This window comes from Microbacterium sp. F51-2R (assembly GCF_052180235.1).
Classification (GTDB): Bacteria; Actinomycetota; Actinomycetes; order Actinomycetales; family Microbacteriaceae; genus Microbacterium.
The window spans coordinates 142,949-169,213 of sequence record NZ_CP197470.1 but is presented as its reverse complement, the minus strand read 5'-3'; the positions used below and the strand labels follow the sequence as shown (position 1 = coordinate 169,213).

Annotated in this window: 20 protein-coding genes, 2 tRNA genes and 1 other RNA gene; 11 read left to right on the top strand and 12 right to left on the bottom strand. The window is 70.4% G+C overall.

Annotation, left to right across the window (positions count from 1 at the left end; genetic code table 11):
• Positions 1-28 precede the first annotated feature (28 nt).
• A tRNA-Ile gene (locus ACSBPH_RS00800) sits at positions 29-102 on the bottom strand.
• A 159-nt stretch (positions 103-261) separates the two neighbouring features.
• Between ACSBPH_RS00800 and ACSBPH_RS00795 the strand changes: the two genes are divergently transcribed.
• On the top strand, positions 262-765 hold the full coding sequence (locus tag ACSBPH_RS00795; RefSeq protein ID WP_442575728.1) for a DUF3145 domain-containing protein: 504 nt from the start codon (positions 262-264) through the stop codon (positions 763-765).
• A 182-nt stretch (positions 766-947) separates the two neighbouring features.
• Here ACSBPH_RS00795 and ACSBPH_RS00790 read toward each other — a convergent pair whose 3' ends face one another.
• From ACSBPH_RS00790 to aceE, 6 genes are all read right to left on the bottom strand, one after another.
• On the bottom strand, positions 948-2,186 hold the full coding sequence (locus ACSBPH_RS00790; RefSeq protein ID WP_442575727.1) for a beta-ketoacyl-[acyl-carrier-protein] synthase family protein: 1,239 nt from the start codon (positions 2,184-2,186) through the stop codon (positions 948-950).
• Between the two features lie 59 nt (positions 2,187-2,245).
• On the bottom strand, positions 2,246-2,494 hold the full coding sequence (locus ACSBPH_RS00785) for an acyl carrier protein (protein WP_133543715.1): 249 nt from the start codon (positions 2,492-2,494) through the stop codon (positions 2,246-2,248).
• 76 nt (positions 2,495-2,570) lie between these two features.
• The gene (locus ACSBPH_RS00780; RefSeq protein ID WP_442575726.1) at positions 2,571-3,572 is read right to left on the bottom strand and encodes a beta-ketoacyl-ACP synthase III; all 1,002 of its coding nucleotides are present in this window, start codon (positions 3,570-3,572) and stop codon (positions 2,571-2,573) included.
• The gene (locus tag ACSBPH_RS00775) at positions 3,569-4,483 is read right to left on the bottom strand and encodes an ACP S-malonyltransferase (RefSeq protein WP_442575725.1); all 915 of its coding nucleotides are present in this window, start codon (positions 4,481-4,483) and stop codon (positions 3,569-3,571) included. The genes ACSBPH_RS00780 and ACSBPH_RS00775 overlap by 4 nt, the downstream gene beginning before the upstream one ends.
• Positions 4,484-4,568: 85 nt before the next feature.
• Positions 4,569-5,789 carry a PucR family transcriptional regulator gene (locus tag ACSBPH_RS00770; protein WP_442575724.1) on the bottom strand — a complete coding sequence of 407 codons (1,221 nt, stop codon included), beginning with the start codon at positions 5,787-5,789 and terminating at the stop codon, positions 4,569-4,571.
• Positions 5,790-5,797: 8 nt separating this feature from the next.
• Positions 5,798-8,527: a pyruvate dehydrogenase (acetyl-transferring), homodimeric type gene (aceE, locus tag ACSBPH_RS00765; protein WP_442575723.1), complete on the bottom strand. Its 2,730-nt coding sequence runs from the start codon at positions 8,525-8,527 to the stop codon at positions 5,798-5,800.
• A 198-nt stretch (positions 8,528-8,725) separates the two neighbouring features.
• On the opposite strand from aceE, the gene ACSBPH_RS00760 reads away from it, so the two are divergent.
• Positions 8,726-8,798: transfer RNA gene (locus tag ACSBPH_RS00760), tRNA-Val, on the top strand.
• Positions 8,799-8,802: 4 nt separating this feature from the next.
• On the opposite strand, the gene ACSBPH_RS00755 is transcribed toward ACSBPH_RS00760, so the two are convergent.
• The gene (locus tag ACSBPH_RS00755; RefSeq protein ID WP_442575722.1) at positions 8,803-10,344 is read right to left on the bottom strand and encodes an amino acid permease; all 1,542 of its coding nucleotides are present in this window, start codon (positions 10,342-10,344) and stop codon (positions 8,803-8,805) included.
• Between the two features lie 87 nt (positions 10,345-10,431).
• Here ACSBPH_RS00755 and ACSBPH_RS00750 point away from each other — a divergent pair, with 87 nt between their 5' ends.
• The 3 genes from ACSBPH_RS00750 to rnpB all read left to right on the top strand — a co-directional run bounded on the left by ACSBPH_RS00750 (position 10,432) and on the right by rnpB (position 13,330).
• Positions 10,432-11,163 carry a zinc ribbon domain-containing protein gene (locus tag ACSBPH_RS00750; RefSeq protein WP_442575721.1) on the top strand — a complete coding sequence of 244 codons (732 nt, stop codon included), beginning with the start codon at positions 10,432-10,434 and terminating at the stop codon, positions 11,161-11,163.
• Between the two features lie 27 nt (positions 11,164-11,190).
• A complete protein-coding gene (locus tag ACSBPH_RS00745) occupies positions 11,191-12,912 on the top strand; it encodes a bifunctional 3'-5' exonuclease/DNA polymerase (RefSeq protein WP_442575720.1) in 1,722 nt (573 codons plus the stop codon).
• A gap of 49 nt (positions 12,913-12,961) precedes the next feature.
• Positions 12,962-13,330: RNase P RNA component class A (rnpB, locus tag ACSBPH_RS00740), an RNA gene on the top strand.
• Between the two features lie 39 nt (positions 13,331-13,369).
• Here rnpB and ppgK read toward each other — a convergent pair.
• Entirely contained in the window at positions 13,370-14,134 is a 765-nt protein-coding gene (ppgK, locus tag ACSBPH_RS00735; protein WP_442575719.1) for a polyphosphate--glucose phosphotransferase, read from the bottom strand.
• A 65-nt stretch (positions 14,135-14,199) separates the two neighbouring features.
• On the opposite strand from ppgK, the gene ACSBPH_RS00730 reads away from it, so the two are divergent.
• From ACSBPH_RS00730 to ACSBPH_RS00715, 4 genes are all read left to right on the top strand, one after another.
• Positions 14,200-14,421: an SPOR domain-containing protein gene (locus ACSBPH_RS00730; RefSeq protein ID WP_442575718.1), complete on the top strand. Its 222-nt coding sequence runs from the start codon at positions 14,200-14,202 to the stop codon at positions 14,419-14,421.
• A 29-nt stretch (positions 14,422-14,450) separates the two neighbouring features.
• Positions 14,451-15,788: a type I glutamate--ammonia ligase gene (gene glnA / locus ACSBPH_RS00725; RefSeq protein WP_442575717.1), complete on the top strand. Its 1,338-nt coding sequence runs from the start codon at positions 14,451-14,453 to the stop codon at positions 15,786-15,788.
• A 15-nt stretch (positions 15,789-15,803) separates the two neighbouring features.
• Positions 15,804-18,803: a bifunctional [glutamine synthetase] adenylyltransferase/[glutamine synthetase]-adenylyl-L-tyrosine phosphorylase gene (locus ACSBPH_RS00720; protein WP_442575716.1), complete on the top strand. Its 3,000-nt coding sequence runs from the start codon at positions 15,804-15,806 to the stop codon at positions 18,801-18,803.
• Between the two features lie 156 nt (positions 18,804-18,959).
• Positions 18,960-20,114, top strand: a complete 1,155-nt coding sequence (locus tag ACSBPH_RS00715; RefSeq protein WP_442575715.1) for an alpha/beta hydrolase — start codon at positions 18,960-18,962, stop codon at positions 20,112-20,114.
• 145 nt (positions 20,115-20,259) lie between these two features.
• Here ACSBPH_RS00715 and glnA (ACSBPH_RS00710) read toward each other — a convergent pair whose 3' ends face one another.
• A complete protein-coding gene (gene glnA / locus ACSBPH_RS00710; protein ID WP_442575714.1) occupies positions 20,260-21,684 on the bottom strand; it encodes a type I glutamate--ammonia ligase in 1,425 nt (474 codons plus the stop codon).
• A gap of 134 nt (positions 21,685-21,818) precedes the next feature.
• On the opposite strand from glnA (ACSBPH_RS00710), the gene ACSBPH_RS00705 reads away from it, so the two are divergent.
• Positions 21,819-22,211, top strand: coding sequence for an RDD family protein (locus ACSBPH_RS00705; RefSeq protein WP_442575713.1), 393 nt, complete (start codon positions 21,819-21,821; stop codon positions 22,209-22,211).
• A gap of 10 nt (positions 22,212-22,221) precedes the next feature.
• On the opposite strand, the gene ACSBPH_RS00700 is transcribed toward ACSBPH_RS00705, so the two are convergent.
• Complete coding sequence (locus ACSBPH_RS00700; RefSeq protein WP_442575712.1) at positions 22,222-22,932, bottom strand: DUF4191 family protein; 711 nt, start codon at positions 22,930-22,932, stop codon at positions 22,222-22,224.
• A gap of 123 nt (positions 22,933-23,055) precedes the next feature.
• Between ACSBPH_RS00700 and ACSBPH_RS00695 the strand changes: the two genes are divergently transcribed.
• The gene (locus tag ACSBPH_RS00695) at positions 23,056-24,387 is read left to right on the top strand and encodes a hypothetical protein (protein WP_442575711.1); all 1,332 of its coding nucleotides are present in this window, start codon (positions 23,056-23,058) and stop codon (positions 24,385-24,387) included.
• A gap of 14 nt (positions 24,388-24,401) precedes the next feature.
• Here the strand turns inward: ACSBPH_RS00695 and sucB are convergent, their stop codons facing one another.
• Positions 24,402-26,213, bottom strand: a complete 1,812-nt coding sequence (gene sucB / locus ACSBPH_RS00690; RefSeq protein WP_442575710.1) for a 2-oxoglutarate dehydrogenase, E2 component, dihydrolipoamide succinyltransferase — start codon at positions 26,211-26,213, stop codon at positions 24,402-24,404.
• Between the last annotated feature and the right edge of the window lie 52 nt (positions 26,214-26,265).

The window sequence follows — 26,265 nt, the reverse complement described above, 5'->3', positions numbered from 1 at the left end:
GCGGCGGGACAAGCCCGCCGCGCATCCGTAGGGCGGGTGGGACTTGAACCCACGATCGTCGGGTTATGAGCCCGCTGCCTTGACCAGCTTGGCCACCGCCCCGTGCGCCGCTGAGGGCGCGCAACGAGCCTACAGGCGACACGAATGACACGCTTGTCATTACGCCGGACCGTGGGTGATAATGGCCCCAGCACAACAGAAGAGCAGTCGCAGTTCCGTTCAGGTCGTTGGGGAAGAACTACCTGGTGAAACGGAGACACTATGGCGACACCACAAGCGCGTGGAGTGATCTATATCCACTCCGCGCCACGCGCGTTGTGCCCCCACCTCGAGTGGGCGGTCGGTCGTGCCCTCGGGCGGGCCGTCAACTTCGACTGGGACGACCAGCCGGTCCTCTCCGGCTGCCGTCGCGCCGAGTTCTACTGGGAAGGCCCCGCGGGCACCGGCGCGGCCCTCGCCACGGCGATCCGCGGGTGGGAGCACCTGCGCTTCGAGGTGAGCGAAGACCCCACCCCCCGCAGCGACGGCGGACGGTGGATGCACACGCCGGGTCTCGGCATCCACTATGCGCAGACCGACACCGCGGGCAACGTCGTCATCGGCGAAGACCGCGTGCGCTACGCGATGGAGGTGTCGGCGGGAGACCTCGCCGAACTGCAGCGCGAGCTCGAGGTCGCCCTGGGCGCCGCATGGGACGACGAGCTCGAGCCGTTCCGGCACGCGAGCGACGACGCCCCCGTCGTCTGGCTGCACAAGGTCGGCTGACCGGGCGCCGCGGGTCGCGGCATCCGGAATCCACAACTGAAGACGTCAGGCGGACGAGGCGCGACTACCGGTGATCGGAGGCCGCTGAACCCGGAGGCTGGGAAAGCGAATCGCCGCCTGAGAGGAGAGAGGCCCCCGGAACCGTCAGGTTCCCGGGGGCCTCTTCGCGTGCGCGGTGCGGCTCAGACCGAGGCGAACGCCGCGACGGCGTTGTGTCCGCCGAAGCCGAAGGAGTTGCTGATCGCGAGCTGCGGGCCCTCGCCGAGGGGCTGCACCTCACCGGAGATGCGGAAGGGCACGTCGGGGTCCTGCGTCGTGATGTTGATCGTGGGCGGAGCGACGCGGTCGCGGATGGCGAGGACCGTGAAGATCGCCTCCAGCGCGCCGGTGCCGCCGAGGAGGTGCCCCGTCGAGGCCTTCGTCGCAGAGACGGGGATGTCGTCGATGCGCGAGCCGAACACCGTCTTGAGGGCGACGTACTCGTTCGGGTCGCCGACGGGCGTCGAGGTCGCGTGGGCGTTGACGTGGGTCACGTCATCGGGTGAGGCACCCGCCATCTCGAGGGCCATGCGCACCGCGCGCGCGGCACCCGTGCCCTCGGGGTCGTTCGCCGTGATGTGGTAGGAGTCGGCCGTCACTCCGCCGCCGACGACGGCCGCGTAGATCTTGGCGCCGCGGGCCTTCGCGTGCTCCTCGGTCTCGAGGATCAGCACGGCGGCGCCCTCGCCCATGACGAAGCCGTCGCGGTCGATGCTGCCGGGGCGCGAGGCGGTCTCGGGGGAGTCGTTGCGGCGCGAGAGCGCCTGCATCGAGGAGAAGGCGGCGATCGTGACGGGGTGGATGACCGACTCGGTGCCGCCCGCGATCACGACGTCGGCCAGGCCCGAGCGCAGGTGCTCGACCGCGTTGACGATCGACTCCGTGCTCGAGGCGCACGCGCTCGCGACCGTACGGGCGTAGGCGCGTGCGTTGAAGTGGAGCGAGAGGTTGCCGGCCGCCGCGTTGGGCATGAGCATCGGCACCGTCATGGGCAGGACCCGCCGCGGGCCCTTCTCGCGGAGGATGTCCCATCCGTCGAGCAGGGTGTGAAGTCCGCCGATGCCGGTCGCGAAGTCGACGCCCAGTCGGTCGGGGTCGACCTCGGGGGCTCCGGCGTCGGCCCACGCCTCCATGGCGGCGACGAGGGCGAACTGCGACGAGGGATCGAGGCGCTTGGCGACCGGCCGCTCGAGGACCGTGTCGGGACGCACCTTCGCCTCGGCGGCGAACGTCACCGGCAGGCTGTACCGCTCGGCCCAGTCGTTCTCCAGGGTGTGCGCACCGGATTCACCGGCCAGAAGCGCCGACCAGCTCTCGGGAGCCGTGCCGCCCAGGGGCGACGACGCGCCGATGCCGGTGACGACGATGCGGGAGTTGCTCATGTGGTTGGGTGATCCCTCGCTTGAGCCGGTGGGGGCCGAAGCCCCCACCGGATGGCTTCTTACGCCTGGTTGGACGTGATGAAGGTGACGGCGTCGCCGACGGTCTTGAGGTTCTTGACCTCGTCGTCGGGGATGGTGACGCCGAACTTCTCCTCGGCGTTGACGACGATCGTCATCATCGAGATGGAGTCGATGTCGAGGTCGTCGGTGAACGACTTGTCGAGCGCGACCTCGTCGGCCGAGATGCCGGTCTCGTCGGTGATGAGCTCCGCCAGTCCGGCGAGGACCTCGTCGTTGGTGAATGCCATTGTCTCTCCTGTTTTCTCGGGGGTTCGCGGACCCTGAGCGGGACCGCTGTTCAGTCTAGGGTCGGGCGGTTCGGCGTCACGGAAGGCGGACGACCTGAGCGCCGAAGACGAGTCCGGCGCCGAACCCGATCTGAAGCGCGAGCCCGCCGCTGAGCTCGGGGTGCTCCTCGAGCAGGCGGTGCGTCGCGAGCGGGATCGAGGCGGCCGACGTGTTGCCCGTCGTCTCGATGTCGCGACCGATCACGACCGTGTCGGGGAGGCCCAGCTGCTTGGCGAACTCGTCGATGATGCGCATGTTCGCCTGGTGGGGGACGAATGCGGCGAGGTCGGATGCGTCGATCCCCGAGGCCTCGAGGGCCTGGCGCGCGACCTTCACCATCTCCCAGACCGCCCAGCGGAAGACCGTCGGGCCCTCCTGGCGCAGCGTCGGCCACGGCGCCTCGCCGTCACGGAACTCCGTGAGGGTGTGGTTCATGCCGACCGCGTCGGCCTTGGAGCCGTCGGAGCCCCAGACCGTCGGCCCGATTCCTGCCGTGTCGCTCGGCCCGATGACGACGGCGCCGGCGCCGTCGCCGAGGAGGAACGAGATGCTGCGGTCGGTGGGGTCGACGATGTCGCTCAGCTTCTCGGTGCCCACGACGACGACGTAGGTCGCGAGGCCGCCGCGGATGAGGGCGTCGGCCTGCGCGACGCCGTACGCGAAGCCCGCGCACGCGGCGTTGACGTCGTAGGCCGCGGCAGGATTGGCTCCCACGCGATCGGCGACGATCGCCGACACCGAAGGGGACTGCTTCGGGTTGCTGATGGTCGCGACGATGACGGCGTCGACGTCGGATGCCGCGACGCCGGAGCGCTCGATCGCCTCGCGCGCGGCATCCGTCGCCAGATCGATCGCCGTCGTCTCTTTCACGGCGCGCGTGCGGGTGATGATGCCGGTGCGCTGGCGGATCCACTCGTCGCTCGAGTCGATCGGGCCGACGAGGTCGTCGTTCGGCACCGCGATCTCGCCGCGGGCCGCGCCGTACGAATAGATGCGGGTGTGCGCGGCCCCCGTGGGCTGGATGAGCGAACGCGTCATGACTGTGCTCCGTTCAGGAGGGCGTCGGCCGACGCCAGATCGTCGGGAGTCTTCACCGCGACGGCGGGGACGCCGCGCAGTGCGCGCTTGGCGAGACCGACGAGGGTGCCGGCGGGGCTGAGCTCGACGATGCCCGCGACGCCGGTCTCGGCGAACGACGCCATGCAGAGGTCCCAGCGCACGGGCGAGGCGACCTGCTCGACGAGCAGATCGCGGTAGGCCGCGCCCGACTCGACAGCCGAACCGTCGCGGTTCGTCCAGATGCGCACGGCCGGGGCGGCGGTGGCGACCTGCGCGGCGGCGTCGCGCAGCGCCTCGACGGCGGGGGCCATGTAGCGCGTGTGGAAGGCGCCCGCCACCTGCAGCGGGATGACCCGCGTGCCCTGCACGGGCTCGGCGGCGAGCTGCTGCAGCGCCCCGAGCGCGCCGGCGGCGACGATCTGCCCGCCGCCGTTGTAGTTCGCGGGTGTGAGGTCGAGCTCCTCGAGACGGGAGACGACGGATGCCTCGTCCCCGCCGAGCACGGCGCTCATGCCCGTCTCGGCAGCCGCTGCCGCCTCTGCCATCGCGCGGCCGCGCAGCCCGACGAGGCGCAGCGCGTCTTCTTCGGTGAGGATGCCCGCCGCGACGGCCGCAGCGAACTCGCCCACGGAGTGGCCGGCGACACCCGCGACGTGCTCTCGGGATCCGAGCGCGTTCCACGACAGCAGGCTCGCGGCGACGATGAGCGGCTGGGCGACCTTCGTGTCGCGGATCGTGTCGGCGTCCCACTCGGTGCCGGCGGCGACGAGATCGACTCCGGCCCACTCCGAGTACTCCGCGAGCCGCTCGGCGGCACCGTCCCGCTCGAGCCAGGGCGTGAGGAAACCGGGGGACTGAGAGCCCTGCCCGGGGAACACCGCGATGATCACTGGTCCATCCTTCCAAGGATCGGATCCGGCCAGCTGGCGATCGTCGCACAGAAATCCGGAGATGCTTTGTCTATCGGGTACAGGATCATCCGTGGGTGCGACGCGGCGACGGGGGGCGTCTGCGCGTCGCGTCGGTGCCGATCGACCCCAGGATGAGAGCCGTCTGGAGGATGAGTGCCTCACGGGGACCGGTGGCATCCCATCCGATCACCTCCGACACGCGCTTCAGTCGATAGCGCACCGTGTTGGGGTGGACGAACAGCTCGCGCGCCGTCGCCTCCAGCGACCGGCCGTTGTCGAGATAGCTCCACAGCGTCGCGACGAGGTCCGAGCTGTGCTGCTGCAGGGGACGGAAGATCTTCTCGACGAGCGTCTGCTTCGCCAGCGGGTCTCCCGCGAGGGCCCGCTCGGGGAGCAGGTCGTCGGCTTCGACCGGCCGCGGCGCGTGACGCCAGGCGCGCGCGACGGCGAAGCCTGCGAGCGAGGCCCGGGCGCTCTGGCTCGCGTCGATGAGCGCGGGCACGGGGGGTCCGAGCACGAGGTGCCCCGGGCCGAAGCCGGGCTCCAGGCGCCGTGCGATCTCGGGGAAGGGGAGTTCCGCGGTGAGCTCCTCGCTGCGCGCGGGGAGCTCGGCGCGACCGAGCACGAGCACGAGGCGCGAGCCCTGCACGCCGATGAGCACGTCGACGCCGAGCTTTCGGGCGGTGCGGCGCAGCTGATCGACGTCGAGCATGGGCGGAGTCGTGCCGACGAGCACCGCGACCTCGCCGTGGCCGTGCCAGCCGAGGGCCGCGATACGGCTCGGAAGCTCCTCGTCGGCCTCGCCGGTGAGGATCGAGTCCACGACGAGCGCCTCGAGCCGGGCGTCCCACAGGCCTCGGGTCTCGGCGGCGCGGGCATAGACGTCGGCCGCCGCGAACGCCACCTCGCGCGAGTAGAGGAGGATCGCCTCGCGGAGGGGCTCGCTCTTGCTCGCGACGCGCTCCTCGGTCACCTCGACCGTGACGCGGATGAGCTGCAGGGTCTGCTGCAGGCTCACGCTCCGCAAGAGCTCACGCGGAGCCGCCGCGAAGATGTCGGCGGCGATCCACGGCGTCGAGTTGGGGTCGTCGAACCACTGGATGAACGACGTGATGCCCGCCTGCGCGACGAGACCGACGGCCGATCGTCGCGCCGGCGGCATCTCGGCGTACCAGGGGAGCGTGTCCTCCAGCCGCTTGATGGTTACCGTCGCAAGGTCGCCCGAGATGCGTCGCAGCCACGCGAGCGTCTCGGCCTTGTCCATCGGCGCTGAACTGGCGGGCATCCGCTGGGTCAGCTTTCGCCGCCTGCGTTGCCGCTCGTGCCGGCGGTGACATCGTGCAGCCGGTACTTCTCGATCGCCTGGGCCGCGAGGCTGCGGTCCACGACGCCGTCCTCGGCGAGCGCCTGGAGCGTCCGCACGACGACGGACGGACCGTCGATCTTGAAGAAGCGGCGCGCGGCGGGGCGGGTGTCGGAGAATCCGAAGCCGTCGGCGCCGAGCGTCGCGTAGCGCTGCGGCACCCAGTTGCGGATCTGGTCCTGCACGGCGTGCATCCAGTCGCTCACGGCGATGACCGGGCCCGCGGCATCCCGCAGCTTCTCGGTGACGTACGCCGTCCGCGGCTCCGCACCCGGGTGCAGGAAGTTGTGCTCGTCGGCGGCGAGGCCGTCGCGACGCAGCTCCGACCAGGAGGTCACCGACCACACATCGGCCTGCACGCCCCAGTCGTCGCGGAGCAGCTGCTGCGCCTCGAGCGCCCACGGCACACCGACACCCGACGCGAGGAGCTGGGCGCGGGGGCCTTCGCCCTCCGGGCTCGAGATGCGGTGGATGCCGCGCACGATGCCCTCGACGTCGACGCCCTCGGGCTCCGCGGGCTGCACGAGCGGCTCGTTGTAGACCGTGAGGTAGTACATGACGTTGGGGTCGGGGTGGTTGCCGCCGTACATGCGGTCCAGGCCCGAGCGCACGATGTGCGCGATCTCGTACCCGTAGGCGGGGTCGTACGACACCGTCGCGGGGTTGGTCGACGCGAGGAGCTGCGAGTGGCCGTCGGCGTGCTGCAGGCCCTCGCCGGTCAGCGTCGTGCGTCCGGCCGTCGCGCCGATGATGAAGCCGCGCGCCATCTGGTCGCCTGCCGCCCACTGTGCGTCGCCGGTGCGCTGGAAGCCGAACATCGAGTAGAAGACGTAGACCGGGATGAGCGGCTCGCCGTGCGTCGCGTACGAGGTGGCCGTCGCCGTGAACGCGGCGACCGCGCCCGCCTCGTTGATGCCGACATGGAGGATCTGGCCCTGCGGGCTCTCCTTGTAGGCGAGCAGGAGCTGGCGGTCGACCGAGGTGTAGTTCTGCCCGTTCGGGTTGTAGATCTTCGCCGTCGGGAAGTACGCGTCGATGCCGAACGTGCGCGCCTCGTCAGGGATGATCGGCACGATCCGGTTGCCGAAGTCCTTGGCCCGCAGGAGGTCCTTGAGGAGGCGGACGAACGCCATCGTGGTGGCGATCTCCTGCGTGCCCGAGCCCTTCTTCGGCAGCGCGTACGTGTCGTCGCCCGGCAGCGTGATCGGCACGTGGTGCGAGCGGCGCTCCGGCAGGAACCCGCCGAGCGAGCGGCGACGCTCGACCATGTACTGGATCGTCTCGTCCTCGTTGCCCGGGTGGAAGTAGGGCGGGAGGTAGGGGTTGTCCTCGAGCTGCTGGTCGGAGATCGGGATGCGCATCGAGTCGCGGAAGTGCTTGAGGTCCTCGAGCGTCATCTTCTTCATCTGGTGGGTCGCGTTGCGGCCCTCGAAGTGGTGACCGAGGCCGTAGCCCTTGATGGTCTTGGCGAGGATGACGGTCGGCTGACCCTTGTGCTCGGTCGCGGCCTTGTACGCCGCGTAGACCTTGCGGTAGTCCAGTCCGCCGCGACGCAGGTCGCCCCAGATCTGGTCGTCGGTCCAGTCCTTCACGAGGGCGGCGGTGCGCTCGTCGCGACCGAAGAAGTGGTCGCGGATGAACTTGCCGTCCTCGGCGCGGTACGTCTGGAAGTCGCCGTCGGGGGTCGTGTTCATGAGGTGGACGAGCGCGCCGTCCTTGTCGTTGGCGAGGAGGCGATCCCAGCCGCTGCCCCAGACGACCTTGATGACGTTCCACCCGGCGCCGCGGAAGAAGCTCTCCAGCTCCTGGATGATCTTGCCGTTGCCGCGCACCGGGCCGTCGAGGCGCTGCAGGTTGCAGTTGACGACGAAGGTCAGGTTGTCCAGGCCCTCATTGGCGGCGACCTGGAGCTGGCCGCGGCTTTCGACCTCGTCCATCTCACCGTCGCCGAGGAAGGCCCAGACACGCGAGTTCGAGAGGTCCTTGATGCCGCGGTTGGTCAGGTACTTGTTCGTCATCGCCTGGTAGATGGCGTTGATCGGACCGAGACCCATCGAGACGGTCGGGAACTGCCAGTACTCGGGCATGAGGCGCGGGTGCGGGTACGACGGGATGCCGTCGGGCGCCTTCGACTTCTCCTGCCGGAAGCCGTCGAGCTGATCCTGGCTGAGGCGCCCCTCGAGGAACGAGCGCGCGTAGATGCCGGGGGAGGCGTGGCCCTGGATGAAGACCTGGTCGCCGCCCGACGGGTCGTCGAGACCGCGGAAGAAGTGGTTGAAGCCGACTTCGTAGAGCGAGGCCGACGAGGCATAGGTCGAGATGTGACCGCCGACGCCGATCCCGGGGCGCTGCGCGCGGTGCACCGTGATGGCGGCGTTCCACCGGATCCAGCGACGGTAGCGGCGCTCGATCTCCTCGTCACCGGGGAACTCGGGCTCGTTCTCGGGCGCGATCGTGTTGATGTAGTCGGTCGTGGGCACCTGCGGCACGTTGAGCTGCAGCTCGTGGGACTTCTGCAGGAGGCTCAGCATGATCTCGCGGCCGCGGCCCGATCCCTTGGCCTCGACGAGCTGCTGCAGGGATTCCTGCCACTCGCCGGTCTCTTCCGGGTCGCTGTCGAGCGGGCCCTGGGAGTACGGATCCTGATCGTTGACAGTCACAAGGGACCTCTCTTCATCTGGCAGGTCGTGCCAGGGATTCGGATTCGGATGCTGTCGGCTTTGTCCGCCTTCGACAACACACCATCTCTCAGCCTACCGAGTCCGGGACCGCCAGGATTGTCCTGTGGCGTCGCGGGCCCTCCGGGGCGGAGCGCAGCCCTGCGGAGCAGCGGCTGCGGGCCTCTAGACTTGCCGCGCGGGCCTTTAGCTCAGCTGGTAGAGCGCCACGTTTACACCGTGGATGTCGTCGGTTCGATCCCGGCAGGGCCCACCGTTCATTCCCCGCGTGTCTCGGCGCGCCTCGGGTCGTCGTCGCTCTCGTCTCGCTCGTGCGACACGACGTGCGGGAGCGCGAACTCCTCGTACCCGGGCTGGCCGATGCGGGAGTGGCGCCGCGAATACGCGAAGTAGATGACGAACCCGACGACGAGCCAGATCAGGAAGCGCAGCCAGGTCTCCACGGTCAGGTTGAGCATGAGGTAGATGCAGACCAAGGCCGAGAGTCCCGGCAGCCACGGGTTCAGCGGCACGCGGAAGGAGCGCTTGAGGTCGGGGCGCTTGCGGCGCAGGACGATGACGCCGACCGAGACGAGGACGAACGCCGAGAGCGTGCCGATGTTGACCATCTCCTCGAGAAGGCCGACCGGCGTGAAGCCCGCCACGATCGCGACGATCACGGTGACGATGATCGAGATGACCCACGGCGTCCGCAGCTTCGGGTGCACCTTCGCCAGGCTCGCCGGCAGCAGCGCGTCGCGCGACATCGCGAAGATGATGCGCGTCGCGCCGATGAGGAGGGTGAGCACGACCGTCGTGAGACCCGCGACGGCGCCCGCCGAGATGAGCGTCGCCATCCAATCCGCCCCGTGGTACACGAACGCGTTCGCCAGCGCGGCGGCCGGGTCGAGCTCCTGGTAGGGGACCATGCCGGTCACGACGAGGGAGACGGCGCAGTAGAGGAGGGTGCAGATCAGGAGCGAGGCGATGATGCCGATGGGCATGTCGCGCTGCGGGTTCTTCGTCTCCTCCGCCGTCGTCGCGACGACGTCGAAGCCGATGTACGCGAAGAACACCAGTGCGGCCCCGGCGAAGATGCCCCCCACGCCGAACGCGGTCGGCTCGATGCCGGAGAAGAACTGCAGAAGCGGCTGCGTGAGACCCGATGGGGCATCGGTCGGCTGAGCCGGCGGCACGAACGGCGACCAGTTCGCCGGGTTGACGAAGAGGATGCCCGCGACGATGACGAACAGCACGATGAAGATCTTGATCGCGACCAGCACGAGGTTGACCCGGAGCGACTCCTTGATGCCGAAGGTCATGAGACCGCCGAGCACCAGCACGAGCAGCACCGCCATGAGGTCGACGGTGCCGCCGTACCCGATCGCCTCCGGTATGGGCAGCCCGAGTTGCGACATGAGCGTGCCGAGGTACGCGCTCCACCCCTGCGCCACGACGCTCGCGCCGAGGAACATCTCGAGGATCAGGTCCCATCCGATGATCCACGCGAAGAGCTCGCCGAGCGAGGAGTACGAGAACGTGTAGGCCGAGCCGGCGACCGGCACCGTGGAGGCGAACTCGGCGTAGCAGAGCGCCGCGAGGGTGCAGGCGATCGCGGCGACGACGAAGCTCACCACGATCGCCGGGCCCGCCACGTCGTGGGCGGCGCGACCGGTGAGCGTGAAGATGCCGGCGCCGATCACGACTCCCACGCCGAAGACCGTGAGGTCGAGGGCGCTGAGCGACTTCTTGAGCCGGAACTCCGGCTCGTCGGTGTCGGCGATCGACTGTTCGACCGACTTCGTGCGCATGACGCTCATGGCACGCTCCTCTCCATCGTGGACCGGGCTTCGCATGTTAGCCGCCCGGCCGTCGCGGCGTCGACGCCCCACGGTAGGTTTGACAGCGTGAAAGCCAGCCCCGAAGACCAGCGTCGCCTCCTCGACCTGGCCGACCTCGACGCACGTCTCGTCCGCGCCGATGCGGCCCGCAAGAATCCGCCGCAGGCTGCGCGCGTGAACGAACTCGTCGCGCGCCGTCAGGAGCTGACGCAGGAGCTCACGACGCGCCTCGGCGCGCGCGACGACCTGCAGGCCGAGCTCAAGCGGATCGAGTCCGACGTCGCGGTCGTCGACGCGCGCCGCGCCCGCGACGCCGAGCGCCTGGCCTCGTCGTCCAACTCGAAAGAGGCTCAGGGCTTCGAGAGCGAGCTCGTCTCGCTCGCCAAGCGCAAGAGCGATCTGGAGGATGCCGAGCTCGACGTCATGGAGCGGCTCGAGCGGGCCGAGGCATCCGTCTCCGAACAGGAGTCGCTCATCGCGGAGATCAACGCCGAAGGCGCCCGGCTGAGCGCCGAAGGCAAGCAGGCGGTCGCCGACGCGACGACGCTGTTCGATCAGGCCTCGCGCGACCGCGCCGCGATCGCGGGAGCCGTCCCCGGCGCCCTGCTGGCCCTCTACGACCGCATCGCCACGCGCACGACGGCCGCGGGGCTCCTGCGCCGCAACACGTGCGAGGCGTGCAACATGGTGCTCTCCGGCACCGACCTGCAGACCGTCCGGCAGGCGGAGTCCGACGACGTCGTGAACTGCCCCGAGTGCGGCGCGATCCTCGTGCGCACGGAGGAGTCCGGCCTGTGACGCCGACCGGCGGGGTCGCCCCGGCGGATGGCTGAGCCCGCCGGCTGGATCGTCCTCGGGCGCCTGAACGGCGCTCCCGCGGCCCTGCAGCTCGACGCGGCGGGCGAAGAGCGCGCGCGCACGCCCCTGACCGACGAGACGGTGGCGGCATGGGTCGCCGACGCGGAGGCTGCCACGGCGCCGCGCTGGGTGTGGAACGACGCCTCGACGTGGTACCCGCGGCTCCTCGCTGCCGGGGTCCGCGTGGGCCGCTGTCACGACCTGCGGCTGTGCCACGCGATCCTGCGCGACTCGGCGCTCGTCGAAGGCGCCGACGACCTGCGCGCCGCGACGGCGTGGGACGCGGCCTCGGCCGCCGAGGTCGTCGACGACGCGGCCCTGTTCGCCCTCGACGATGTCGCGACGCGCACCGGCGTCCCCGACGGGCTGGCCGACGCGGTCGAGGAGTTCCGCCGCCAGCGCGATGCGGTCGCCCACGCGACCGATCCGGGGAGGCTGCGTCTTCTCCTGGCCGCCGAGTCGGCCGGAGCGCTCGTCGCCGCCGAGCTGCAGGCGGCGGGCCTGCCGTGGGACCCTGCCGCCCACGACCGCATCCTCGCCGACGTGCTGGGGGAGCGGCCGCCCGCAGGCGGTCTGCCGAAAGGGCTCCAGGATGCCGCGGCCCGCGTCCGCCACGAGCTCGGCGACCCGACAGCGAGCCTGGATTCGCAGCCGAAGCTGCTGCGGGCGCTCCACCGCGCGGGGCTCCCCGTCGAATCGACCAGCCGCTGGGAGCTCTCGGAGCACGACCACCCCGTCGTCCAGCCGCTCATCGAGTACAAGAAGCTCTCGCGGCTCCTCAGCGCCAACGGCTGGGCGTGGCTGGACGAATGGGTGCACGAGGACCGGTTCCGCCCCGTCTACGTCCCCGGCGGCGTTGTGACCGGCCGCTGGGCGTCGTCGGGCGGGGGAGCTCTGCAGATCCCGCGGCAGCTGCGCGGCGCCGTGCGCTCCGACCCCGGGTGGGTGCTCGTCGTGGCCGATGTCGCGCAGCTGGAGCCGCGGGTCCTCGCGGCGATGGCGCGTGACGAGAAGCTCGCCGATGCGGCGCGCGGTCGCGACCTCTACTCGGGCATCGTCGACAGCGGCGCGATCGACACCCGTCAGCACGCCAAGATCGCCCTCCTCGGCGCGATGTACGGAGCGACGACGGGCGAGAGCGGGCGGCTCGTCCCGCGGCTGCGGCGCGCGTATCCCCGCGCGATGGGGCTCGTCGACGACGCCGCGCGCGTCGGCGAGGAGGGCGGGGTCGTCTCGACATGGCTGGGTCGCAGCTCACCCGCGCCCACATCGGGCTGGCGCGCGTCGCAGCTGCGGGCGAGCGAGGCCGAGGCATCCGGAGCCGACGAATCCCGCGCGCGCCGCTGGGCCCGCGATCGGGGACGGTTCACGCGCAACTTCGTCGTGCAGGGCACCGCGGCCGAGTGGGCGCTCGCATGGCTCGCCGACCTGCGCGGCAGGCTCGCCGCGATGCCGCCGGTCACCGGCGACGAGCAGGCGCCCCGCTCCGGGCCGGTCTTCGACGCCCGGCCGCATCTGGCCTTCTTCCTGCACGACGAGATCATCGTGCACACGCCCGAGTCGCACGTCGACGCCGTCGTCGAGGCCGTACGAGGAGCCGCGGCATCCGCCGGCAGCCTGCTGTTCGGGAGCTTTCCGATCGACTTCCCGCTCGATCTCAAGGTGTCGCGGACGGCAGTCAAGGACTGAGCGGACGCGGGGGAGGCGCAGGCGCCGCCGGTAGACTCGGCAGCGCGAATGGGTCGGCTGGACGGTCGCGTCGCGCACGGTCCGCCGCGCGCGCCGAGGAACGTCCGGGCTCCACAGGGCAGGGCGGTGGGTAACACCCACCCGGAGCGATCCGCGAGAAAGTGCCACAGAGAGCAGACCGCCCCGGCCCCGGCCGGGGTAAGGGTGAAAGGGCGGTGTAAGAGACCACCGGGATCGTGGTGACACGATCCGCACGGCAAACCTCGCCCGGAGCAAGGCCAGACAGGGGATGATGACGCGGCCCGCCGAGTCCCCGGGTAGGCCGCTGGAGCGGCACGGCAACGTGTCGCCGAGAGAGATGACCGTCCACGGGGCTCACGCCCCCGGACAGAACCCGGCGTACAGGCCGGCCCATTCGCCCTCTCGAGCCTCGAGATCGCCCTCTCGAGCGTCGGGATCAGTCCAGCGCGAGCGCGGCGGCGCCGACGATGCCCGCGTTGTTGCGGTGCACCGCGGCCACGATCGGCGTGTCGATCTTCAGCAGCGGCAGGAACTTGTCGGCGTTCTTCGAGACGCCGCCGCCGACGATGATGAGGTCGGGACTGAAGAGGAACTGGATGTACTCGTAGTACCACTGCAGCCTGGCGGCCCACTCCTCCCACGACAGGTTCTCGCGCTCCATCGCGGAGTACGCCGCGTAGGTCTCGGCGTCGCCGCCCTCGTTCGCCCGCTGCACGTGGCCGAGCTCCGAGTTGGGTACGAGCACGCCGTTGTAGATCAGGGCCGACCCGATCCCCGTTCCGAGGGTCGTGAGCAGGATGAGCCCGTTCTGGCCGCGCGCGGCCCCGAAGCGCACTTCGGCGACTCCCGCGACATCCGCGTCGTTGGCGAAATGGATGTCGCGGCCCAGGCCGTCCTCGAAGAACTTCTCGGCCTCGAAGCCGATCCACTTCTTCGACACGTTCGCCGCCGACAGCGTCCTGCCGCCCTTGACGATGGCGGGGAAGGCGACGCCGAGGTGCACGTCGCGGTCGTCCGACACGCCGAGCGTGTCGAGCACCTCCTTGACGGCCTTCAGGACGTCATCGGGCTCGGCGCCCTTCGGGGTGGGGACCTTGATGCGATCGCTCTTCAGGACACCCTGCTCGAGGTCGACGATCGCCCCTTTGATGCCCGTTCCCCCGATGTCGACGCCGACTGCACGATTCGTCTTCGATGCCATGGGCCCAGCCTATCCAGCGCGACCTGGGCGATCAGTAGGATCGATTCAGATCGAAGGGGGTCACCATGGCGGACGACAACGAGAAGTACTGGTACAACCTCACGACCGGGGAGGTCGAGAAGGGCTTCGAGTCGCCCGCGATCGATCGCGCCGGCCCCTTCGACACCCCCGAGGAGGCCGCGAACGCCCTCGAGATCCTCCGCGAGCGTTCGCGGGCATGGTCCGAAGACGAAGCGCGCGAAGACGGCTGGGGCTCATCCGCCGGAACTGGCGAGAGCGGCGAATAGTCCGGCCGCGGCGGCCAGGAGAGGATCTGATGGACAAGCAGCGTGACTTCGTTCTGCGAACGATCGAGGAGCGGGGCGTCAAGTTCGTCCGGCTCTGGTTCACCGACGTCATCGGCACGTTGAAGTCGGTGGCGATCGCACCCGCGGAGGTCGAGGGAGCGTTCAGCGAGGGGCTCGGCTTCGACGGCTCGGCGATCGAGGGGCTGACCCGGTCGTACGAGTCCGACCTTCTGGCCCACCCCGATCCGACGACCTTCCAGATCCTCCCGTGGCGGGGCGAGATCGACCCGACGGCGCGGATGTTCTGCGATATCACGACGCCGGACGGCCAGCCCGCCGTCGCCGATCCCCGCCATGTGCTCAAGCGCGCTCTCGCGAAGGCGGCGGACGCGGGGTTCACGTTCTACACGCACCCCGAGATCGAGTTCTACCTGCTCAAGTCCTCGTCGTTCGGGGCGGACGGCCCGGAGCCCGTCGACTCGGCGGGCTACTTCGACAACGTGCCGGGCGGTACGGCGCACGACTTCCGCCGCCGCTCGGTGCGCATGCTCGAAGACCTCGGCATCTCGGTCGAGTACAGCCACCACGAGGGCGGCCCTGGCCAGAACGAGATCGACCTGCGGTACGCCGACGCGCTCGCGACGGCCGACAACATCATGACGTTCCGCACCGTCATCAAAGAGGTCGCGATCGAGCAGGGCGTCTACGCGACCTTCATGCCCAAGCCCCTCAGCGGCCAGCCCGGAAGCGGCATGCACACCCATATGTCTCTCTTCGAAGGCGACACGAACGCCTTCTACGAGGAGGGCGCGCAGTACCAGCTCTCGAAGGTCGGCCGTCAGTTCATCGCGGGTCTGCTGCGTCACGCGAACGAGATCTCGGCCGTGACCAACCAGTTCGTCAACTCCTACAAGCGGCTGTGGGGCGGCGACGAGGCCCCGAGCTTCATCTGCTGGGGCCACAACAACCGTTCCGCGCTCGTGCGCGTGCCGCTGTACAAGCCAAGCAAGGGGCAGTCCTCGCGCGTGGAGTACCGCGCGCTCGACTCGGCGGCCAATCCCTACCTCGCCTACGCCCTCATGCTCGCCGCCGGCCTCAAGGGCATCGAGGAGGAGTACGAGCTGCCCCCCGAGGCCGAAGACAACGTCTGGTCGCTCACCGACACAGAACGCCGCGCCCTCGGCTACGCGCCCCTGCCGGCCAGCCTCGACCACGCGCTGGAGTACATGGAGGAGTCTGAGCTCGTCGCCGAGACCCTCGGCGAGCAGGTCTTCAACTACGTCCTCCTCAACAAGCGCAAGGAGTGGCAGGAGTACCGCACGCAGGTGACGCCCTTCGAGTTGAAGAGCAACCTCGAGATGCTCTGACCCTCCGGGGCGACCATGTCATCGACCGAACGGTCCTCGACCCTCACCGGACTCGCGCGGCTCGGCTTCGGCGAGCTCCGGGAGGCCGATGCGCTGCTGAGCGAGCTGGGGGAAACCCTCGACGTCGGTCGCGACATCCTGACCGAGAACGTGGCGTTGGCGGCCGATCCGGATGCCGCGCTCGGCGCGCTGGCACGCGTGACGCGTCGCGATGCCGGCCCGGTGCAGGAGCTGCGCCGAGACGCGCAGGGATGGCGTGCCCTGTGGGCGCTGCTCGGCGCGTCGGCCGGCTTCGGCGACTTCTACCTCCGGCATCCCGAGGAGCTTCCGAACCTCGCGGGCGCGGGCCTGGCCCTCCCGTCGACCGACGAGCTGCGCGCGAGCCTCCTCGAGTCCGTCGGCGCGGCAAAGGGCTTCGCGTCCGACGGCGGCGAGAAGGCCTGGATCGCGCTCCGTGTGCGCTACCGCTCCCTCCTGGCGCGGATCGCAGCCTTCGATCTGCTGAGCCCGGATCCCGTCGAGCAGGTCGCACCGGTGGCGGCGATTCTGGCGGATGCCGCGGGCGCGGCGCTCGAGGCATCCCTCTGCGTCGCCCGCACCAAGGTGTCAGGCGGCGCCGGTCCCGGGCTCTTCCCCCGCGAGCAGGTCGCCGCGACCCGGCTTGCCATCATCGGGATGGGCAAGACCGGCGCCCGCGAGCTGAACTACGTGAGCGACGTCGACGTCATCTTCGTCGCCGGCGCCGACGACGAGGCCCTCGCGCAGGTGGGCGAGAGCCGCATCGTCGACATCGCGACGCGCCTCGCCGTGCAGACGATGCGCGGCGCCTCCGGCGCGGAGGTCGAGCCGGCGCTGTGGGAGGTCGATGCGAACCTGCGCCCGGAGGGCAAGCAGGGCGCGCTCGTGCGCACGCTCGACTCGCACCTGTCGTACTACGACCGCTGGGCCAAGAGCTGGGAGTTCCAGGCGCTCCTCAAGGCGCGGCCGATCGCCGGCGACCCCGACCTCGGTGAGGCGTATGTGCGCGCCGTGCAGCCGAAGGTGTGGACGAGCGCGGCACGCGAGAACTTCGTCGACAGCGTGCAGCGCATGCGCGAGCGGGTGACCGAGCACATTCCCGCGGCCGAGCTCGCGCACCAGATCAAGCTCGGCCCCGGCGGCATCCGCGACGTCGAGTTCACCGTCCAGCTGCTCCAGCTCGTGCACGGGCTGAGCGACGACGGCATACGCCAGCGCGGCACGCTCGACGCCCTCGAGGCACTCGTCACGGCCGGCTACATCGGGCGCCCCGAGGCGGCGACCTTCTCGCGCGACTACCGCATCCTGCGGGTGCTGGAGCACCGGATGCAGCTGCGCGGCCTCCGGCGCACGCACCTCATGCCGTCTCGGCCCGAGGAGCTGCGCGTGCTCGCGCGCGCGACGAAGCTCGCGGATTCGGGGCCGGGTGTCTGGGCGGTGTGGGAGGCGGTCAAGCGCGAAGTGCGCGACATCCACGTCCGTCTCTTCTACCGGCCGCTGCTGTCAGCGGTCGCCGCCCTCCCGGCCGAGGAGCGCGCATTGTCGCCCGAGCAGGCGCACGACCGTCTCGCCGCGATCGGCTTCGCCGACCCGGCCGGCGCCCTCCGCCACATCGCCGCCCTCACGAGCGGCCTCAGCCGCAAGGCGACGATCCAGCGCCACCTCATGCCCGTCATGATCCGCTGGTTCGCCGACGGCGCCGATCCCGACTACGGGCTCCTCGCGTTCCGCCGCATCAGCGAGCGGCTGGGCGACAGCCCGTGGTTCCTGCGCATGCTCCGCGACTCGTCGGCTGCGGCCGAGAGCCTCACCCGCGTGCTTTCGGGCTCGCGGTACGTGGGGGAGCTCATGGAGTGGATCCCCGAGTCCGCCGCGTGGCTCGACGACGACGACCTGCTCGTGCCGCGGACGGGACACGCGCTCCAGGAGGAGGCGCGGGCGATCCAGGCCCGGCACTCGTCGACGGATGACGCGATGCGATCGATCCGCGGACTGCGGCGCCGCGAGCTGCTGCGCACCGCGATGGCGGCGATCCTCGGCATCATCACGGTCGAGGAGCTGGCCGAGGCGCTCACCACGATCACCGAGGTCACCATCCAGGCGACGCTGCGCGCGGTCCGCCGCGAGATCGTGCCGCACGAGGACGCCTCGCTCGACTTTTCGGTCATCGCGATGGGGCGCTTCGGCGGCCGGGAGCTCGGCTTCGGCTCGGACGCCGACGTCATGTACGTCTACAAGGCGAACGACGTCGATCCGCAGCGGGCGCACGAGCTCTCCCTCAAGCTCGTGGCGGCCCTCCGCAGGCACTCGGAAGACCACCGCGTCCCGCTCGACCTCGACGCCGATCTGCGTCCGGAGGGTCGCAACGGCCCCCTCGCGCGGTCGATCGAGTCGTACGCGGCCTACTACGAGCGCTGGTCGCTCTCGTGGGAGGCGCAGGCGCTCCTGCGCGCTCGCGGAGTCGCGGGGAGCGTCAAACTCATCACCGAGTTCATGGACCTCGCCGATCAGGTGAGGTACCCGGCATCCGTAGACCCGCAGGGACTGCGGGAGATCAAGCGGATCAAGGCGCGCGTCGAGAACGAGCGGCTCCCGCAGGGGGTCGACCCCGCGCGCCACCTCAAGCTCGGTCCGGGTTCGCTCAGCGACGTCGAATGGCTGGTTCAGCTGCTGCAGCTCGAGCACGCGCACCGTGTGCCCGCGCTCCGCACCACCTCCACGATGAAGGCGCTGCACGCCGCGGAGGAGGCGGGACTCGTCCCGGAGGCGGGCGCCGAGCGCCTCGCCGCGGCCTGGCGCCTGGCCAGCCGCCTCCGTTCGGCCAACACGCTGCTGTCGGGACAGACGAGCGACGTGCTGCCCGCCGATCGCCACCGGCTCGAGGGGATCGGGCGGCTGCTCGAGTATCCGCCCGGCTCGGCGACGCAGGTCGAGGAGGACTACCTCGGTGCGACGCGCCGCGCGCGACGCGTCTTCGAGAAGCTCTTCTACGGCTGAGCCTGCAGTCATGCGCGCAGCGGCGCCCTCGTCGAGCGCGGGTTCGAGGCGGATGGCCGGGATCAGCGAGCCTCGACCGGCACGACGGCACGCATCCTGCAGATCGAGGCGTGCGGTCGCGCCGCCCGGGTATCGTCGTCGATGTGCCCTGAGCCGATGACGCCCCGCCGCGTGGCGATCTCGATCTGCGCGGCAGCGGTCGCGGTCGTCGGCGCCGCTCTCGCCGGAGTCGGGTACGTCATCGCGCGCCGGCTGACGGTGCCCGCGACCGCCCGACGCTACGACCTCGCCATCCGCGCAGCTCTGCGCCACGGTGAACACGATGCCGTCGTCATGGACCGTGGTCCGGGGACGACGGCGCCCGGTGTCTACAACGTGTGGCTCGAGGACGGCGGGTGGGCGCAGGTCGGGGCGGTCGTCGGCGAAGGACCCGACACCGTCACGCGTATCGTCCTCGCGACCAGACCGGTCGGTGCGCTGCGCGAGGGGCGACGTGCGTCGTGGAGCGCCGTGTATTACGAGAGTCCGGGCGATGCCGGGCACGACGCAGAGGAGGTGTCGATCGCGACGTCGGCCGGACCGACGCCCGCCTGGGTGGTCCACTCGCCCGAAGGCACCGGTGCCCACTGGGCGATCCACATCCATGGATTGGGGAGCCGACGGGCCGGGACGCTGCGCGGCGTCGACGTCGCAACACGTCAGGGCCTCACATCGCTCGTGGTGAGCTACCGCAACGATCGCGAAGGCCAGGTCACCGGCTCGGGCAGGCCGACGCTCGGGGCGGCGGAGACCGACGACGTGCGGGCGGCTCTGCGCTACGCGCGCGCTCGCGGCGCGCGTTCCTTCACCCTCATCGGCTGGTCGATGGGCGCCGCGATCGCGTTGCAGCTGGCGGCGGATGCCGAGTTCCGCGGCGCCGTCGACGCTCTCGTCCTGGATTCGCCGGTCATCGACTGGACCGCGACCATCAAGGCCAACTGCGCTCGGGCGGGCCTCCCGTCGTGGTTCGGCCTGCTGGCTCGCCCCTGGCTGCGCATCGGCCCCCTCGCGCGAGTCGTGGGGCTGGAGGCATCCGTTCCGCTCGAGCGATTCGACTGGATCAGCCGCGCGGCCGAGCTCTCGGTGCCCACCCTGATCCTTCATGGTGTGCAGGACAGCTCGGCGCCGTTCGCCGACTCGCAGCGGCTCGCGGACCTGCGGCCCGACCTCGTGCAGCTCGAGAGCTTCGAGTCGGAGCACACGATGACCTGGAACTCGGACAGCGAGCGGTGGCAGCGCGCCGTGGGGGAGTGGCTCGCGGCGCTCCGCTGAGGCGTCGGCCGGCCGGCCGGCGCACCATGTCCGGATCCTGGTGGTCAGCCCCCTGGAGCGTGGGCGATGGCCATGATCGTGTGCAGGCGAACGACGAGAGGGCCCCGGGATATCCCGGGGCCCTCTCGCTCTGAACGCTGTCGGCTCAGACGCCGTAGTACAGCTCGTACTCGAACGGGTGCGGACGCTGCGCGAGCGGCTTGATCTCGTTCTCGACCTTGTACTCGATCCAGGTGTCGATGAGCTCCTGCGTGAACACGCCGCCCTCGAGGAGGAACGCGTGGTCGGCCGCGAGCGCGTCGAGCGAGTCCTGCAGCGAGTTCGGCACCTGCGGGATGCCCTTGGCCTCCTCGGGGGGCAGCTCGTAGAGGTCCTTGTCGACCGGCTCGTGCGGCTCGATGCGGTTCTTGATGCCGTCGAGGCCCGCCATCAGCTGCGCCGCGAAGGCGAGGTAGGGGTTGCCCGAGGCATCCGGAGCACGGAACTCGATGCGCTTGGCCTTGGGGTTCGAACCGGTGATCGGAATGCGGATCGCCGCCGAGCGGTTGCCGGCCGAGTAGACGAGGTTCACGGGAGCCTCGAAGCCCTTCACCAGGCGGTGGTAGCTGTTGAGGGTCGGGTTCGTGAAGGCGAGGACGGCCGGGGCGTGCGCCAGGATGCCCCCGATGTACCAGCGGGCGATGTCGGACAGCCCGCCGTAGCCCTTCTCGTCGTAGAAGAGCGGCTGGCTGCCGTTCCACAGCGACTGGTGGGTGTGCATGCCCGAGCCGTTGTCGCCGAAGAGGGGCTTCGGCATGAACGTGGCGGTCTTGCCCCACTGCTCGGCGGTGTTCTTGACGATGTACTTGAACTTCAGGATGTCGTCTGCCGCGTGCACCATCGTGTCGAAGCGGTAGTTGATCTCGGCCTGGCCACCGGTGCCCACCTCGTGGTGCGCGCGCTCGAGGATGAGTCCGGCCTCGATGAGCTTGAGGCTGATGTCGTCGCGCAGGTCGGCCTGCTTGTCGACCGGCGACACGGGGAAGTAGCCGCCCTTGAACGGGGTCTTGTTGGCGAGGTTGCCGCCCTCTTCGACGCGGCCCGTGTTCCAGGCGCCCTCTTCGGAGTCGACCGAGTAGAAGCTCGAGTTCTGCTTCACCTCGTAGCGGACGTCGTCGAAGATGTAGAACTCGGCCTCGGGAGCGAAGTACGCCGTGTCGGCGATCCCGGTCGACGCGAGGTACTTCTCGGCCTTCTTGGCGACCTGGCGCGGGTCCTTGGCGTAGATCTCGCCGTTGCGCGGGTTGTAGATGTCGAAGACCATGATGAGCGTCTTCGCGTCGCGGAACGGGTCGAGGTAGGCCGTCGAGACATCAGGGATCAGCTGCATGTCCGACTCGTGGATGTTCGCAAAGCCACGGATCGAGGAGCCGTCGAACAGCTGTCCGACGGTGAAGAACTCCTCGTCGACGGTTGCTGCCGGGATGTTGAAGTGCTGCTGCACACCAGGAAGATCCGTGAAGCGGATGTCGAGGAACTTGACGTCCTCATCCTTGATGAACTTGAGCACCTCGGAAGAATCTTTGAACATTGAGGCTCCAGAGATAACGCATCGGGAAGTGGGACTCACTCGCGCGGGTCCTCCTGCACCGTACCCGCGGGGCATTGCCCGTCAGTGACACCATTGTTTCGGGCATGTTACGCGCGGCTGGGTACCCTGGGAAGGTGACGCAGGCGACCCAGCGATATCCCGGTGAGCGACTCGGCCTTCCCGAGCACGGGAGCGGCTCGATCGCGCGCCTCGGCCGCCGCGTCGGCGCGCTCTTCATCGACTACGGCGCCGCCTACCTGATCTCCGGGTTCTGGGGATGGGATCCCCTCTCGATCCTCGTGATCTTCGCGATCATCCAGATCGTCTTCATCCCGGTGGCGCAGGGGAGCCCGGGGCACCGCATCTTCGGCCTGCGCCTCGTGCGCCTCGACGGCGCATGGGCAGGTCTCTGGCGGCCGATCGTCCGGACGCTCCTGCTCGTGATCGTCATCCCCGCGGTGATCTGGGACGCCGATCAGCGCGGCCTTCACGACAAGGCCGCCGGCACGGTGCTGCTGCGCGCCTGAGCGCGGAGGTTCAGCGAGGGCGCGGCGCGCGAGCCTTCGTCGGGTCGATGCCCTTCGGGATCGGCAGCGACGCGAGCGACTGCGACACCGACTCGAGACGCTTGATGACGGCGGCCTGCGTCGTGCGGTCGATCTTCTTCGGCAGCGCCTTGATCGTCGAGGCGAGCTTGTCGATCGACACCTCGTCGTCGCCGTGACCGATGTAGAGCACCGTGATCGGCACGCCCGAGGCGACACGCGTCGCCTTCGAGCGCTCTTCGTTCACGAGACGTGTCAGACGGCCGCGGGCGCCTTCACCGACGATGACGACGCCGCCGCGCCCGACGACGCGGTAGACGGCCTCCTGCGTCTTGGGGTTGACGCCGACCGGCATCTCGTTGGCCGTCCAGTTGCGCCCGAGCGAGGTCGACAGCACGTGTCCGGCGGCCCCCGGCATCCCGTCGATCTGGCGGTACATCGCCTTGGTCGACAGGCGCGTCATCGTCATGAGGGAGACGAGGATGCCGAGCATGACGCCCGTGATCGACCACAGCACGATGCTCCACCACGCCACCGGCGGGATGAGGAAGCCGACCGCGACGCCGATGCCGATCGAGAGCACGAAGATGCCTACGAGGAGCCACGGGAGCCACGAGAAGGCCTTGTGGGTATACGTGTAGAGGGTGCGCAGCTGCCGGAAGAAGTTGGGTCGCTTCTCGGGCGCGGTCGTACGGCCGGACATGGGTCCAGCCTACCTTTCGGGCGCGCTCACCTCCGCTCCTCCACAGTGCGCTGACGGCGAAGACCTCTCCCCGAACGCGCCGGGACGGTCGCCGGGAGCGCGCGCACCGGGGAGGGTGGAGCGGTGCCCGCCGACGACCCCCTCCTTTCCGCCTACCGGATCATCCGGCGCCTCGACGCGCCGAGCGAGGCGCCGTGGCCGGCGCTCCTCGCGCACGACGCCGACGGGCCCGTTCTCCTCGTCGACCTCCCGGCGCTCGGTGACGACTGGCCGGGGTGGCGCGCATCGCGCGACGGCCACCTCGTCGGGGCGAGCGACCTCGTGCGCCAGGCCGGCGGCCACTACGCCGCCTTCCCGCCGTTCGGGGGGACGGTCGACGACTTCCTGACCCGACGAGACGAGGCGGGCCTGTCGGACGGAGAGTGCCTGACTCTCGCGGTGAGCGGCCTGCGGGGCCTGGCGGAGGCGGGCTTCCTCCCCGAGGGGCCACGCGGCGGCGGGTGGTGGCTCACCGACGCGGGGCGCCCCGTGTTCGCCTTCCACGGGGAGGGGGAGTCCATCGCCGAGGCGACGCGAGCGCTGCTCGAGGATGTCCGCGCGATCGCGTCGCCATCGCTCGCCGCCGTCGTCGCGGAGGCCATCGACGTCGCTGCGGAGCCGAGCCGTCTCGCGCGCTCGCTTCCTCGCCTCGAGGAAGCGCTCTTCTCGATCGCGACCCCCGAACCGCTCGCCACGACGGTGTTCGCCCCGCGCCGCGCCCGCGCCGTGGCCGCGGGAGAAGCGGCAGCACCGCACGCCGCCGAGGCGCCCGAGCCGACGCTGCTCTCGCGCCTCGCCATGCACGTGGACGCCGACCTCGCCGACGCCTTCTCGCGTGCGACGACGGCGGTGTGGCGCCGTTTCCGTCGCGAGGGCGCGCCGAGTCGCACGAAGCCCCTCGTCGCGGCGGGGCTCGTCGCGGGCGTCGTCCTCACGGGCGGCCTGCTGTGGCCCTCCGGAGGGCCGGCCACGGCGGGTGGCGGGTCTGCACCGTCGCCCTCGGCCTCCGCCTCGGCCTCCGCCGCCGACGCGGCAGAGACGACGACGACGGACTCTCCGTCGACGGATGCCTCGGCATCCGTCGACCCGTCGGCTGAGGGCGCGGAAGCCGCCACCCCGGAGCCGGCCGGTCTCGAGGCGACGCTCGAGCGCCTGCTCACGTCGCGTGCTTCCTGCGACGACGACGGATGCCGCGCCGCGCTGCAGGAGAGCCCGCAGACGTCATTCCCGGCCGGGGTGATCGGCCTCCCGAGCGCGGAGCGCACGGTGACGCTTCTCGACGAGTTCGGCGGCGCCGCGGTGCTGCGCGTCGACGCCGCATCCGGCGATCAGCCGTCGCAGCTCGTCGTCATCGTGCGCCGAAACGAGACGTGGGTGCTCCGCGACGTGCATGACGTCGCGGAGCACCCACGGTGAGTGCGGAGCGGAGCTCAGATCCCGAGGTCGCCCGAGAAGTCCGCCGCCTCGAGGCGGGACTTGACGGCGCTCAGGAAGCGCGCCGCGTCGGCGCCGTCGATGATGCGGTGGTCGTACGACAGCGCGAGGTAGACGTACGAACGCACCGAGATCGCATCGTTGCCGTCGATCGTCACGACGCCCGGCTTCTTGACGACCGCACCGAGGCCGAGGATCGCCGACTGCGGCAGGAACACGATCGGGGTGTCGAAAAGCGCTCCGCGCGAACCCGTGTTGGTCAGCGTGAAGGTGCCGCCTGCCAGCTCGTCCGGCTTCAGCTTGTTGTCGCGCGTGCGCGCGGCGAGGTCGGCGATCTCCCGCGCGAACTGGGCGAGGCTCTTTCCGGCCGCGTCCTTGACGACGGGCGTGAGCAGGCCGCGCTCGGTGTCGACGGCGATCGAGATGTTCTCGCCGGCGGGGTAGACGATCTCGTTGCCGTCGACCGTCGCGTTGATGATCGGGTACGCCTGCAGCGCCTCGACGGCCGCGACCGCGAAGAACGGCAGGAACGACAGCTTGTCGCCCGTCTTGGCCTGGAAATCGGCCTTCACCGAGTCGCGGTAGGCGGCGAGCTTCGTCACGTCGACCTCGACGACCGTCGTGAGCTGCGCCGTCGCCTGCATCGAGGCCACGGCGCGCTCGGCGATGACCTTGCGCAGGCGCGACATCGGCTGGGTCGTGCCGCGCAGCGGCGAGACCTCGAGCTTCTTCGCGGCCGGCGCCGCGGGCGCGGCGGGAGCCGCTGCGGCGGCGGGAGCGGCTGCGGCCTCGGCGGCCTTCAGCACGTCCTCCTTGCGGATGCGACCGCCGACACCGGTGCCGGTGACGCTCGCGAGGTCGACGCCCTGCTGCTGGGCGAGGCGTCGCACGAGAGGCGTGACGTAGGTGGGGACGTCGGAGTCGTCAGTGGCGGGCGCGGGGGCCTGCGCGGCGGGCGCCGAAGCCTGGGCAGCCGGAGCTGCGGCCTGCGCGGCGGGCGCCGGAGCAGCGGGTGCCTCCTGTGCGGGGGCCGGAGTCTCCTGTGCGGGTGCCTCCTGAGCGGGGGCGGAGGGCTCGGGCGTCGCCGGTCCGGCGGCCACGGGAGCGGGTGCGACCTCTTCGGTGGGGGCGCCGGCCGCGGGAGCGGCGCTGTCACCGATGCGGGCGAGCGCGGCACCGACGGCGACGGTCTCGTCCTCCTTCACGAGGATCTCCTGCACCACCCCGCTGAACGGCGACGGGATCTCGGTGTCGACCTTGTCGGTCGAGATCTCCAGGAGCGGCTCGTCGGTCTCGACGGTGTCGCCGACCTGCTTGAGCCAGCGGGTGACGGTGCCCTCGGTGACGCTCTCACCGAGTTCGGGGAGGAGGACCTCCTTGCCGCCGGAGCCGCCGGATGCGGCCGGGGCCTGCTCGGCCGGAGCCTCCTGCGTGGGTGCCTCCTGAGCCGGGGCCTGCTCGGCAGGCGCCTGCTCTGCGGGAGCCTCCTGGGCGGGCGCGGCCTCCGCCGGCGCGCTTTCGGCCTCGGCGGGCGCCTCGGCGGGCGCGGGCGACTCGGCGGGAGCCGAAGAGCCGTCGCCGATCTTGGCGAGCACAGCGCCCACCTCGACCGTCTCGTCCTCCTGGACGAGGATCTCCTCGAGGACGCCGCTGACGGGCGAGGGGATCTCGGTGTCGACCTTGTCGGTGGAGATCTCGAGCAGACCCTCGTCCGCCTGAATGGTGTCACCGACCTTCTTGAGCCAGCGGGTGACCGTTCCCTCGGTGACGCTCTCTCCGAGCGCGGGGAGGACCACGGATGTGCTCATGGGACTGTCTCCTTCAAGATGCCGATGTCGTGTCTAGCTTAGTGATGAGGTT

Excerpts from the sequence above, each read along its gene's own strand:
- ACSBPH_RS00780 (WP_442575726.1), bottom strand. The coding sequence starts at position 3,572 with ATGACGCGTTCGCTCATCCAGCCCACGGGGGCCGCGCACACCCGCATC.
- ACSBPH_RS00715 (WP_442575715.1), top strand. The coding sequence starts at position 18,960 with ATGACGCCCCGCCGCGTGGCGATCTCGATCTGCGCGGCAGCGGTCGCG.
- glnA (WP_442575714.1), bottom strand. The coding sequence starts at position 21,684 with ATGTTCAAAGATTCTTCCGAGGTGCTCAAGTTCATCAAGGATGAGGAC.
- ACSBPH_RS00770 (WP_442575724.1), bottom strand. The coding sequence starts at position 5,789 with ATGCCCGCCAGTTCAGCGCCGATGGACAAGGCCGAGACGCTCGCGTGG.
- ACSBPH_RS00730 (WP_442575718.1), top strand. The coding sequence starts at position 14,200 with ATGGCGGACGACAACGAGAAGTACTGGTACAACCTCACGACCGGGGAG.
- glnA (WP_442575717.1), top strand. The coding sequence starts at position 14,451 with ATGGACAAGCAGCGTGACTTCGTTCTGCGAACGATCGAGGAGCGGGGC.
- ppgK (WP_442575719.1), bottom strand. The coding sequence starts at position 14,134 with ATGGCATCGAAGACGAATCGTGCAGTCGGCGTCGACATCGGGGGAACG.
- ACSBPH_RS00700 (WP_442575712.1), bottom strand. The coding sequence starts at position 22,932 with ATGTCCGGCCGTACGACCGCGCCCGAGAAGCGACCCAACTTCTTCCGG.
- ACSBPH_RS00745 (WP_442575720.1), top strand. The coding sequence starts at position 11,191 with ATGGCTGAGCCCGCCGGCTGGATCGTCCTCGGGCGCCTGAACGGCGCT.
- ACSBPH_RS00790 (WP_442575727.1), bottom strand. The coding sequence starts at position 2,186 with ATGAGCAACTCCCGCATCGTCGTCACCGGCATCGGCGCGTCGTCGCCC.
- ACSBPH_RS00755 (WP_442575722.1), bottom strand. The coding sequence starts at position 10,344 with ATGAGCGTCATGCGCACGAAGTCGGTCGAACAGTCGATCGCCGACACC.
- sucB (WP_442575710.1), bottom strand. The coding sequence starts at position 26,213 with ATGAGCACATCCGTGGTCCTCCCCGCGCTCGGAGAGAGCGTCACCGAG.
- ACSBPH_RS00795 (WP_442575728.1), top strand. The coding sequence starts at position 262 with ATGGCGACACCACAAGCGCGTGGAGTGATCTATATCCACTCCGCGCCA.
- ACSBPH_RS00785 (WP_133543715.1), bottom strand. The coding sequence starts at position 2,494 with ATGGCATTCACCAACGACGAGGTCCTCGCCGGACTGGCGGAGCTCATC.
- ACSBPH_RS00720 (WP_442575716.1), top strand. The coding sequence starts at position 15,804 with ATGTCATCGACCGAACGGTCCTCGACCCTCACCGGACTCGCGCGGCTC.